The organism is Sphingobium herbicidovorans, assembly GCF_002080435.1.
Taxonomy (GTDB): Bacteria; Pseudomonadota; Alphaproteobacteria; order Sphingomonadales; family Sphingomonadaceae; genus Sphingobium; species Sphingobium herbicidovorans.
In genome coordinates, this window is record NZ_CP020538.1 from 1,917,501 (window position 1) to 1,929,353 (window position 11,853).

An 11,853-nucleotide genomic window follows, 5' to 3' on the forward strand; every position below is an offset into this window, starting at 1 on the left:
GTAACGACTTCCCCACTGTCTCCAGGATATGCTCAGCGAAATTGAATTCTCCGTGAAGATGCGGAGTACCCGCGGTTAGACGGAAAGACCCCGTGCACCTTTACTGCAGCTTCAGAGTGGCATTAGGAAAGAACTGTGTAGCATAGGTGGGAGGCTTTGAAGCGATGACGCCAGTTGTCGTGGAGCCATAGGTGAAATACCACCCTGTTGTTTTCTGATGTCTAACCTCGCACCGTTATCCGGTGCAGGGACCCTCTGTGGCGGGTAGTTTGACTGGGGCGGTCGCCTCCTAAAGAGTAACGGAGGCGCGCGATGGTGGGCTCAGGACGGTTGGAAACCGTCTGTTAGAGTGCAATGGCATAAGCCCGCCTGACTGCGAGACTGACAAGTCGAGCAGAGACGAAAGTCGGTCATAGTGATCCGGTGGTCCCTCGTGGAAGGGCCATCGCTCAACGGATAAAAGGTACGCCGGGGATAACAGGCTGATGATTCCCAAGAGCTCATATCGACGGAATCGTTTGGCACCTCGATGTCGGCTCATCACATCCTGGGGCTGGAGCAGGTCCCAAGGGTTTGGCTGTTCGCCAATTAAAGTGGTACGTGAGCTGGGTTCAGAACGTCGCGAGACAGTTTGGTCCCTATCTGCCGTGGGCGTCGAAATTTGAGAGGAGTTGACCCTAGTACGAGAGGACCGGGTTGAACATACCTCTGGTGTACCTGTCGTCCTGCCAAGGGCGCAGCAGGGTAGCTATGTATGGACGGGATAACCGCTGAAAGCATCTAAGCGGGAAGCCTCCCTCAAGATAAGATTTCTTCGAGCGGTCGTAGACCACGACCTTGATAGGCCGGATGTAGAAGTGTGGTAACATATGGAGCTAACCGGTCCTAATTGCTCTGATCGCGCCTGAGAGTCCCACCATCAATGACAATGCTGGATACAGCGTCAGTCATCGAACGTGGTGATCACCTCAAGCCAGATACATAACAAACATGCGTGCACGGCATCGATTAACAACCCAAAGCGCAAGCTTCATTGCTTGGTGACCATAGCGTCTGTGACCCACCCGATCCCATCCCGAACTCGGCCGTGAAACCAGTCTGCGCCGATGGTACTGTGGCTCAAGCCCCGGAAGAGTAGGGCGTCGCCAGGCATTGAAGCTTGCGCTTTGAAACAACAAAACCCATCCACATCTCAAAAAAAGGGCGGCCCATAAAGCCGCCCTTTTGCGCTTCAAGGGAAAACCGGTCACAACCGATCCCTCAAAGCATAATATCGGTGACGCGGGATGGAGCAGCCCGGTAGCTCGTCAGGCTCATAACCTGAAGGTCGCAGGTTCAAATCCTGCTCCCGCAACCAATATCAAATGAAAATCACCCCCATCAAATCAACGATTTGATGGGGTTTTTGTTATCATGGCTTTCATGCCGAAATTACTCCCCAAAACATATTGGAAGCATTTAGGCCGGAAATAGCGCGTCGAATAGCGCATTTGCGGGGACGGACGCGCGCGTAAGCCCGCGTGGTCAATTGGCGCAGCCTGGCGCTCGGCAGCGGCCAACGTGGCTCTTTGGCCAATCATCATGGCTGCGCAGTTGGGTAGCTGGCGCGCTTTCAGGAAGATCTCGCTCGTGCAAGACGAGCGCAGGCTCGACGGATCGAACAGCTATTTATACGATGCCCGCCCTCTGGGCTATTCACCAGATGATTTTCAACATGTTCTTACCCCGAACCGGCGCTGGGCCTCGCCAGCGCGTGATGAGCCTGCGGCAGGATATGATGGCAGAATATCGCTATTGCAAATCGTTCTAATTTTCATTACTTGCGCGCAATCAATGTCGGAAGGGGGTTTCTGTGATTGTGAGGGGCATGGGTGCGAGTTGGCGTGCATTGGTGGTTGGCGCCACTCTTTGGGCCTATCCGGCCTTGGCTGAAACAGCGGAAGAAGCAGCACCCGATTCGGGTCGGGTCATCGACGGCATTGTCGTCACGGCGACCAAGGCCGACACCCTCGACATCGGCGGCTCGATCCAGCGCCTCGATACCGCTGACCTCGAACGCTTTTCATATAATGACGTCAACCGGATCCTCAGGCAGGTGCCGGGCGTCTACCTTCAGGAGGAGGACGGCTTTGGCCTCCGCCCCAATATCGGCATCCGCGGGTCCGGTACTGACCGGAACTCACGTATTGCCGTTATGGAAGACGGCATCCTGATCGCGCCCGCGCCCTATTCGGCGCCGGCCGCCTATTATTTCCCGCGTGTCGCGCGCATCGCTGGCGTCGAAGTTGCGAAAGGTCCGGCGGCGATCAAATATGGCCCGATGACCGTCGGGGGTGCGCTCAATCTCTTCTCTACGCCGATCCCGGATGTCGATGCTGGAACGCTCGCCGGCAAGGCCGAACTCCTTGCGGGTAATCATGACGGCCGGCGTGCGCATGGCTGGGCCGGGGGCTGGACGCCACTGGGCGGCGGGCTTGAAATCGGTGCGCTTGCCGAAGGGCTGTATGAACATTCGGGCGGTTTCAAGAAGCTCGACGTTGGCGGTGACACCGGCTTCGAGATTACGGACTGGACAGTGAAACTGGGGCTGCGCTCGACCGATGGCCGGCACGCGCTCGAATTCAAGTACCAAAATTATGACGAAACCAGCAACGAGACCTATCTTGGCCTGACGCTCGCCGATTTCGCGGCTTCGCCGAACCGGCGCTACAATGGTAGCCAGCTCGATGTGATGAATGCGAAGCACAAGACCTATCAGCTTAGCCATCGCTTCGACATATCGCCCAATGTGAACCTGACGACCGTCGCCTACCGCACCGATACCGCGCGCGCCTGGTACAAGCTCAACGATGTGCGCGACACCGCCAACACCGGCTGGACCCCCATCAACAGCGTGCTGGACAATCCGGCTGCCAACCCCCTGCAGATGGCCGACCTGGTCGGCGCGGACGGGTTCACCGGACGCGCGGGCGCGCTGCGCGTGCGTAACAACAACCGCGTCTATCTGGCGACGGGCGTGCAGAGCGTGCTGACCGCTGGCTTCAGAACCGGCGGGATCGGCCACACACTCGAACTTTCCGCACGCTATCATGAGGATGACGAAGACCGGTTCCAGCAGGACGACCGTTATCAGATGGTCGATGGCCGCATGGTCCTGACATCGGCGGGCGCGCCGGGCAGCCAGGACAATCGTATTGGCGATGCCAAGGCCTGGGCCTTCTTCATTCGCGACACGATCGAGGCCGGCAATCTCACGCTCGTGCCCGGCCTGCGCTACGAGACGATTGATCTGCGGCAAACGCGCTGGGCGACAACTGATCCCGACAGGTCGGGGCTAACCACCGTCGCGAAGTCAAACATCGACATATTCATTCCAGGCATTTCGGCGACCTGGCGCGTCGCCGACGCGGTTCGCATCGTGGCGGGCGTTCACCGGGGCTTCGCCAGCCCGGGCCCTGGGTCGACCGTCGATCCTGAAACCTCATGGAACTATGAAGCGGGATTGAAGCTCGGCAGCAATGGCTGGCGCGCCGAGATCATCGGCTTCTTCAACGATTATGCGAAGCTGGTCGGTACTTGCACGGCTTCCACCGGCGGCAACTGCAACATCGGCGATCAGTTCGAAGGCGGCAAGGTGGACATCAAGGGTGTCGAAATGTCGGCTGGCCGCACGCTCGGCAGCATCGCGAACGACGGCTTCGAGGTTCCGGTGTCGTTTGCCTACACCTTTACCGACGCCCGGTTCAAAACCAGCTTTGCCAGCGGCTATGAGCCCTGGGGCAACGTAGCGGTGGGTGATCGGCTGCCCTATCTGCCGCGCCATCAAATGACGGTGAATGCGGGGTTGGCGCTGAAATCCGCGCGACTGAACGCAACGCTCAATTGGGTCGACAAGGCGCGCGCCACGGCAGGTCAGGGGCCGATCATCCTCTCCGACCGGATCGATGATCGTGTGCTTGTCGACCTGTCGGCTGAAATTGATCTGCTTCCCAATGTGTCGCTGTTCGGGTCGGTGCAGAATCTCTTCGACGTCACCTACAATGCGGCCTTCTCTCCGGCGGGCGCGCGTCCCGGCGCACCGCGCCTTGCGCTTGGAGGCGTTCGCGCCCGGTTCTGATCGGGCTGAGCGGAAATCTGGGGTGGAACCGAGGCCCCCTTGCAAAAGGGGGCCAGGGAACGGAAGCGCATGGCAGTCCGGGGTTGCCAGTGATCGTCAGTCCAGGCTTGCAGGGCTGAGGCGCCCGGCGCCCCGCTTGCGATCGACCCGTCCCAGCAGTCGCGCAGCAATCGCCGTAGCTGCGATCGTGAGGACGGCGACGATGGCGCCGATGCCCAGCAGGTGCGCTTCGGTAATGTGTTCGACCGATCCCATGCTCTTCACCGCGAAATATCCCGGCGCGAATATCACCGGCACCCAGAGAAGCGCCGAAGTGACATTGGCCAGCTGGAAGCGACGCTGGTCCATTTCCATGACGCCCGCGACCAGCGGGATCGTGGCCCTGATCGGTCCGAGAAAACGGCCGAGGAAGATCGAGACGAAGCCATAGCGACGGAAGAATAGCCGCGCGCGGGCGACCATCGACCGATGGCGATTGAGCGGCCAGCGGCGGTATATGGACGGCCCGATCCTGCGCCCGATCCTGTACGAAACCCAGTCTCCCAATATCGCGCCGAATGCAGCGCAGGCGAGTACCGGCACGGGATCGATCGACCCCGCGCCGAGCAGCCCGCCCACCGCGATCATCAAGGCGGTCGCCGGAATGAAAAGGCCGATGACCGCGAGCGACTCACCGAACGCAAGGATGCCAACGATGGGACCTGCCCAGGCGCCGTGCTCCGAAATGATTTCGGTGGCGCGTGCGATCAGTTCTTCCATTGGTCCTCCCAAAGCGGTGCGTCATCGCCCGCCTAGATTACCGGGCGATGGCCAGGGACGCATCATGGCGCGTTGCGGATCATCCTGCCTTGGGCACGGCTCACGCCGCCGACCGTCGGCAGGTTCAGGCTATCAGTTCCTAAACCGGCGAAGAAGCCGCCGCCTTCGCTCCAGCTTTTCATATCGCTCTCCTCGGGCATGCCGGCAAACGTCAGCAGACACTTTCGCGGCGCGCTCCAGAAAGACTTTGCATCGCTGACCGCGCCGGCGGCGGCGTGCCCATGCAATGCATTTCACAAGCGAGCTGATACGCCGGCAGAGGTTGCGCGGCAGTCCATCCGCGATACAAGCGCTGTATGAGCGATAATAATTTTGGCGAAGCATCCGCAGCAGAACGACGGCGCGAGATAACTCCGCAGCCTATGCAATTTGATCAGGGACGGATAGCCATCGCCACCTTGATCGTCGTGGCTATCGTGGGCATGGCGTGGCTTGCGATCGAGCTGACCCGCTTCCTGATGCTCGTTTTTGCAGCAGTCGTGATCGCGGCAGTCTTCGACGCGATCGCCTCCTGGCTTTGCCGCATGACCAGGATGAAGCGTCCGGTTGCCCTTGCGCTATCGGTGATTGGCATGCTTGCGCTCTTCATCGGCGCATTCGCGCTGTTTGGCTCGCAGCTCGCACGCGAATTCGACACGATTCGCGAGACGGTTCCGCGCGCCGTTCAATCGGTCGAAGGCTTCCTCGACCGTTACGGAATGGGCGAACGGGTGCGGAAGTTGGCCGAAATCGGCGGTGACGACATCTCCCGTCTCGCGTCGCAGGCGGGTGGCTATGCAATGGCCGCCGGTAGTGGCCTGGCCGACTTCGTCCTTGTGCTTGTCGCTGCGATCTTCCTTGCAGGCGACCCTGCGACCTATCGCAGGGGACTGCTTCTCCTTATCCCTGCCAGAGCGGAAAAAATTGCCGCCCTGGCGCTCGATGATGCTTCGGTCGGGCTACGCGGGTGGATGGTTGGTCAGGCAGTCTCGTCACTGGTCGTCGCCGGGCTGACCTGGGCAGGGCTTGCGCTGCTCGGCGTGCCCGCGGCGGGCGGGCTTGGCGTTATCGCTGGCCTGCTGGATATCATTCCGATGGTCGGTCCGGTTATTGCGGGCGTTCCCGCCGTCCTCCTTGCCTTCACCGTATCGCCAATGACGGCGCTATGGACGCTGCTCCTGTTCCTCGTCATCCAGCAGCTGCAGGGTAATTTCCTGCAACCGATGATTCAGAAGCACGCGGTGGATGTCCCGCCAGCTGTGCTGCTGTTCGCGGTATTTGCCGCCGGCCTGCTGTTCGGTTTCATCGGAGTGCTGCTCGCGGCGCCGTTGACGATAGTCGTCTATGTCCTGATCCAGCGTGTGTACGTGCGATCCATCCTGGGGAAGCCGATCAAGGTAGCAGGAGAGGATTGAGCCAGCGCAGCGGGCCTCCGCGCGACTTTGGACAATGGCGCACACGCCCCGTCGCTTGATACAGCCAGACATTTTAAATTCGATACAACAGGGATCCTGATCGACCCATGACCTTCTTCCAGCAACTGCTCATCGCCATCGTTCAGGGCATCACCGAGTTTCTCCCGATCTCCTCATCCGGGCACCTGATCCTTATCCCGCATTTCACCGACTTCCCGGATCAGGGTCCATTGATCGACGTCGCGGTCCATGTCGGCTCGCTGCTTGCCATCATCATTTATTTCTTCCGCGATGTGCGAGGTCTGGCGCAAGGTGGGTTGGCCACCGTCGGAGTGGGGCGCGCCGACGAGCAAAGGCGCCTATTCATCTGGATTGTCATCGGCACGATCCCGGCGGTCCTGCTCGGCCTGTTTCTCAAGACCGGCGGCTTTCTCGACCAGTTCCGTTCGACCGATCTCGTGGCCTTCAACCTGATCTTCTACGGGCTTTTGCTCGGCGCAGCGGATCGGTGGGGGGGCAGGAACGCCGCTACGAGGACATGCGCCTGAAGGACGCCATCATCGTCGGGCTCGCCCAAGCGCTGGCTCTCATTCCGGGTACGAGCCGTTCCGGCGTGACCATGACGGCGGCGCGGGTGCTGGGCTTCCACCGCGCCGAAGCGGCGCGCTTCTCCTTTCTATTGTCGATCCCGGCGGTTGCGGGAGCAGGACTTCTCGCAGGTCTCGACCTCGCCGAGGCGACGCGCGAGATGCAATGGGATGCTTTCGTCGCTGGCGTAATGACCTTCGTCGCCGCCTTCATCACGATGGCCGGCCTGATGCGGTTTCTGCGGACAAAGTCGATGATCGTCTTCGTACTGTATCGGGTCGGACTGGGCGCCGTCCTGCTCGCCTTTTTCTAGGGCGTGAACTCATAAATGGCACGCCGGGTCTGTATGCCAGACCAATGGACATCACCCCTGGCGACGCAGAGGAATAGCTGACCATCGCCCTCAATTGCCTACAGAAAATGTCGATCAAGCGCGTAGCGTGAGATACAGAGTTCCGAACACTGCAACTGGACAGTCATTTTAATGTCGCGCCGTTGCAATGGAAACATCCTCAAAATGCAAAGCATTGCTGCCAGTGCCCCTGCCAACTCGCATTTAAGGCGAGAATCTCATCAGGGGGCTAATCATGCGTTTGAGACGGGGCATTCGTCATAATCTTTCAGTCGTTTCCGCTCTGCTGGCGGCGACAATGCTTTCGAGCCATGCTTTCGCGGGCACGGTGCGCGGCGTGGTGACCGACGGCACCGGCACGCGGGCGCTTGAAGGCGCCGAGGTCACCATTGTCGAACTTGGCCGCAAGGTCGAAGCCCAGGGCGACGGCAGCTATCGCTTCACCGACGTCCCGGCAGGCACCTACACATTGCGCGCGCATTATAGCGGGGTGCCCGACTATCGCGAGACGATCACGGTGTCCCAGACAGGAGACATCAACAAAGTCATCCTGCTCGGCAGCGACGGCGGCACCATCCTGGTGATCGGTCAACAGGCCAGTCTGGCCAGTTCGCTGTCGCGCCAGCGCGCTGCCGACGGCGTGGAAAATGTGCTCACCCGCGACGCGGTCGGCCAGTTTCCCGACCAGAATGTCGCCGAGGCGCTGCGCCGCGCACCGGGCGTCAACGTCCTCAACGACCAGGGCGAAGGCCGCTTCATCGCCGTGCGCGGCCTCGATCCCTCGCTCAACGCTGCTTCGCTCAACGGCGTGCGCGTCCCGGCTCCCGAAGCGGACACACGCTCGGTGGCGCTTGACGTAGTCGCTTCTGAATTGATCGAATCGATCGAGATCAAGAAATCGCTGACGCCCGACATGGACGGCGACACGATCGGCGCCTCGGTCGAAATCAACACGACCAGCGCCTTTGATCGGCGCAAGGATCTTCTCGCCGCGTCGATCGAAGGCTCGTACAACCATTATGCCGACGCGGTCACACCAAAGGGCAGCTTCGACTTCTCAACGCGCCTCACCGACAATTTCGGCATTGCCGGGGGCGCTTCCTACTACAAGCGTCGGTTCGAGACCGACAATATCGAAGCGGAAGACTATACCGACGAGGGCTATGCCGAGAGCCTCGAATATCGCGACTATGACGTGCGCCGCCTGCGCACCGGCGGCTCCTTGTCACTCGACTGGCGACCGGCCCCGTCGACCAAGCTCTATGCCAAGGGCATCTACAACCGTTTCTCTGACCAGGAAGACCGTCGCCGCCTGGTCTTCGACCTCGGCGATGCCAATCTTGCCTCGGCCAATGGCACGTCATTCAGCCTCAACAGCGGCGTGCCGGGCGACGACGAAGACGAATCGCGCATCCGCGTCGAACGCGACCTCAAGGACCGGTTCGAAGTGCAGAAGATCCAGTCGTACCAGATCGGTGGCGTAACCGAGAGCGGGCCCTGGACCTTCAAATATTCCGCCGCCTGGTCGCGCGCCGAGGAGATTGAGAACGGATCGATCGATCCCGTCGTGTTCCGTCGCGATTTTGAAGCGATCGAGGGCGACGACCTGACCGTCGATTTCGACTATTCCGATTACAAGATTCCGCTCTACGCCATTTCCGGGCCGAGCGCCGCGGACTTCAACGATCCGTCGCAATATGAATTCGACAAGCTTGAGCGCACCACGTTAAGCCGTTCGATCGATCGCGAGTGGAATTTCCGCGGCGACATCGCCTACGCCATTCCGCTGGACCAGGGCACATTCACCGTTCAGGGCGGAGGCAAGGCGCGGCTGCGTCAGAAGAACTACGATCTGACGCTGGACGTTTTCGACGGCTTCGGCGGCGATTTCACACTGAATGACGCGCTTGGCACACAGACCTATCGCCTCGCCGAACTGGGACCGGTTGTGAAGAAGCGCGGCGTGCGCGGTTTCTTCAGAGACAATTTCAATGACTTCGAGCTGAATGCCATCGACACGGCGATCGAATCGAGCATCGCGGATTATCGCGTAGGCGAGGATGTCTATTCGGGCTATCTGATGGGCCGCTACGACGCCGGACCGCTGCGGGTCATCGGCGGCGTCCGCGTCGAGCGGACCAGGAATGACCTGCAGGGCAATTTCGTCACGCTGCTGACCGAAGGCACTGAAGTCGATGGCGAAGAGCTTGACGAAGATACCGTCAGCGTCACGCCCAACCGGATCAAGCGCAGCTACACCGACTGGCTGCCAAGCGCGCTCGTCCGCTATGAGGCGACCGACAAGCTCATCTTGCGCCTCGGCGCGTTCAAGAGCCTTGTCCGACCGGGTATTGGCCAGCTCGCCCCGCGCGTTCAGGCCGAGCGCGACGGCGACGATTCTTCGGTGGATGTCGGCAATCCCAATCTCAAGCCTTATCGCGCATGGAATATCGACGCTGGCGCCGAATGGTATTTCGCACCGTCGAGCGTCCTTCAGGGCGGCTTCTTCTACAAGAAGCTGAAGGACTATATCGTCGAACAGGAAATCGAGGACTACGCGCTGAACGGCTTCACCTATGACGAAGCGACGATCCGCTTCAACTCTGGTGACGCTGAGATCAAGGGTCTGGAACTGGCCTATGCGCAAAGCTTCCGCATGCTCCCCGCGCCGTTCGACGGCCTGCTGGCCAACCTCAACTATACGTTCACCGATGCCGACGGTCAGGTGCCCACCGAGGACGGCTTCCGCGACATCCCGTTGCTCAACGCGGCACGGCACACGTTCAACGTCGTGCTCGGCTATGAGAAGGGGCCGCTCAGCATCCGCTTCGCTGGCACCTATCGCGATGAGTATCTCGACGAGCTGGCAGGCAGCGCGGAGGAAGACCGCTATGTCCGCAATCACTTCCAGCTCGACGCGAGCGCCAAGTTCCGCGTCCTGCCCAATGTCACGATCTTCGGCGAGTTCGTGAACATCAACAATGCGAAATATGTCGCGTTTCAGCGCGGCACCGGAAATGGACGCCAACTGCTCCAATATGAAAAATACGGCTACACCGCCAAATTCGGTGTTCGGGCAAACTTTTAAGGAAGTTGCGATGACAGGTTTCGCATCGCTTCGTACGACAGTCAGCGCCATCCTCATGGGTGGCGCTGTCTGCGCCGCCCCTCTTGCGGCGCAGCCCGTGCCGCATTCGCCCGGCCAGCCCTATGCGGCGCGCAATTTGCCCGACCGTATCGTGTTGACGCCGGGAGCCGATCCGGTCAGCGAGATGGCGGTCACCTGGCGGACCGACAGCGACCAGGCTGCGGCCGAAGCCCAGATCGCTCCCGCAATCGACGGGCCCAGCCTAGAAGCGCGAGCCAAACTCGTCACAGGCACAAGCTCGGCGATCATCACGCAGAATAGCCAGGCGCGTTATCATCAGGCCCGCTTCACCGGGCTCAAGCCAGACACTGCCTATGTCTACAGGGTGCGGGGAACGGCGGGCTGGAGCGAATGGCTTCAGTTCCGCACCGCCGCGGCGGGGTTCAAGCCCTTCACCTTCCTCTATTTCGGCGACACGCAGAACAACATCCTGTCAATCGCCTCCCGCGTCATCAGGCAGGCGTTCCACGCAACGGCTTCACCCGCTCTCGTCGTCCATGCCGGCGATCTGGTCGCCCAGCGCGACGACAAGGTGCATGACGACGAATGGGGCGAATGGACCCAGGCTGGCGGCTACAACTACAGCATCGTGCCGCAGGTGCCCGCGACGGGCAATCATGAATATATCGACAAGCCCGGCCCCGACGGACAGGAACATTATGAACTGGGCCCGCATTGGACGCGGCAGTTCGCGCTTCCCGGAAATGGTGCAGAGGGCGTCAAGGCCACGACCTATTATGTGGATTTCCAGGGCGTGCGCTTCATCGTGCTGGACGGTACGTCGGCGTTGGACCTTGGGACGATCGACAGCCAGACGCGCTGGCTCGATGCAACGCTGGCGGCAAGCAAGGCGAAATGGAACGTGGTCGCCTTTCACCAGCCCATTTTCACCTGCGCCCGTCCATCGGACACAGAAAAGCTGAAGGCGGCGTGGAAGCCCGTTTTTGAGGCGCACGGCGTCGATCTGGTGCTGCAGGGCCACGACCATTGCTACAGCAGGCTGACCGCCGAAGGTGGCAAAACCGTCTCGGCCAAAGCGCGCGCGGCGGGCGCGCCTCAAGGTCCGGTCTATCTGGTTTCGGTCACCGGTTCCAAAATGTACGCCCTAAACGATCGCGCAGCGACGCAGCCCGACCGTGTCGCGGAGGACACCGAGCTGTATCAGGCCGTTCGCGTCGAGGCCGATCGGCTGCTGTTTCGGACCTACACCGCCAGCGGCAGGCTCTACGATGGATTCGATCTCGTGCGCGAGGGCGACGCCAAGAAGCTTATCGAAATCCCCGAGGCGCAAGGCGCGGTTCGGCGATGCACCGGAACGCTCGGCCCTGACGACCTGCCATGCTCGGCTCGCGAAAAGTGAAGCGGTAGGAACGTCCTGCCCCCACGACGGAACGGGCAACCGGATGAGGCACAGCGCATCCTGATCGGCGCCATG

5 protein-coding genes, 1 tRNA gene, 2 rRNA genes and 1 pseudogene (1 of these 9 cut by a window edge) are annotated in these 11,853 nt (G+C 60.7%); 8 read left to right on the forward strand and 1 reads right to left on the reverse strand.

Annotated elements, in window-relative coordinates; all coding sequences use genetic code 11:
• From B6S01_RS09280 to B6S01_RS09295, 4 genes are all read left to right on the forward strand, one after another.
• Positions 1-909, forward strand: a 23S ribosomal RNA gene (locus B6S01_RS09280); it begins 1,885 nt to the left of the window's first position.
• 127 nt (positions 910-1,036) lie between these two features.
• Positions 1,037-1,151: ribosomal RNA gene (gene rrf / locus B6S01_RS09285) — 5S ribosomal RNA — on the forward strand.
• Between the two features lie 129 nt (positions 1,152-1,280).
• Positions 1,281-1,357, forward strand: a tRNA-Met gene (locus B6S01_RS09290).
• Positions 1,358-1,852: 495 nt separating this feature from the next.
• Entirely contained in the window at positions 1,853-4,117 is a 2,265-nt protein-coding gene (locus B6S01_RS09295; protein ID WP_081570352.1) for a TonB-dependent receptor family protein, read from the forward strand.
• Between the two features lie 96 nt (positions 4,118-4,213).
• Here B6S01_RS09295 and B6S01_RS09300 read toward each other — a convergent pair whose 3' ends face one another.
• Positions 4,214-4,876 (reverse strand): DedA family protein, encoded by a 663-nt coding sequence (locus tag B6S01_RS09300; protein WP_037462983.1) that lies wholly within the window; start codon positions 4,874-4,876, stop codon positions 4,214-4,216.
• 422 nt (positions 4,877-5,298) lie between these two features.
• Between B6S01_RS09300 and B6S01_RS09310 the strand changes: the two genes are divergently transcribed.
• The 4 genes and pseudogenes from B6S01_RS09310 (at position 5,299) to B6S01_RS09325 (ending at position 11,778) form a co-directional block, all read left to right on the forward strand.
• Positions 5,299-6,330, forward strand: a complete 1,032-nt coding sequence (locus B6S01_RS09310; RefSeq protein ID WP_231567926.1) for an AI-2E family transporter — start codon at positions 5,299-5,301, stop codon at positions 6,328-6,330.
• Positions 6,331-6,437: 107 nt separating this feature from the next.
• A pseudogene (locus B6S01_RS09315) lies at positions 6,438-7,231 on the forward strand (undecaprenyl-diphosphate phosphatase).
• 274 nt (positions 7,232-7,505) lie between these two features.
• Positions 7,506-10,358 carry a TonB-dependent receptor gene (locus tag B6S01_RS09320; RefSeq protein WP_051908038.1) on the forward strand — a complete coding sequence of 951 codons (2,853 nt, stop codon included), beginning with the start codon at positions 7,506-7,508 and terminating at the stop codon, positions 10,356-10,358.
• 10 nt (positions 10,359-10,368) lie between these two features.
• Positions 10,369-11,778 (forward strand): purple acid phosphatase family protein, encoded by a 1,410-nt coding sequence (locus B6S01_RS09325; RefSeq protein WP_051908036.1) that lies wholly within the window; start codon positions 10,369-10,371, stop codon positions 11,776-11,778.
• Positions 11,779-11,853 lie beyond the last annotated feature (75 nt).

Coding starts and splice junctions, on each gene's coding strand:
- B6S01_RS09320 (WP_051908038.1), top strand. CDS start 7,506: ATGCGTTTGAGACGGGGCATTCGTCATAATCTTTCAGTCGTTTCCGCT.
- B6S01_RS09300 (WP_037462983.1), bottom strand. CDS start 4,876: ATGGAAGAACTGATCGCACGCGCCACCGAAATCATTTCGGAGCACGGC.
- B6S01_RS09310 (WP_231567926.1), top strand. CDS start 5,299: ATGCAATTTGATCAGGGACGGATAGCCATCGCCACCTTGATCGTCGTG.
- B6S01_RS09325 (WP_051908036.1), top strand. CDS start 10,369: ATGACAGGTTTCGCATCGCTTCGTACGACAGTCAGCGCCATCCTCATG.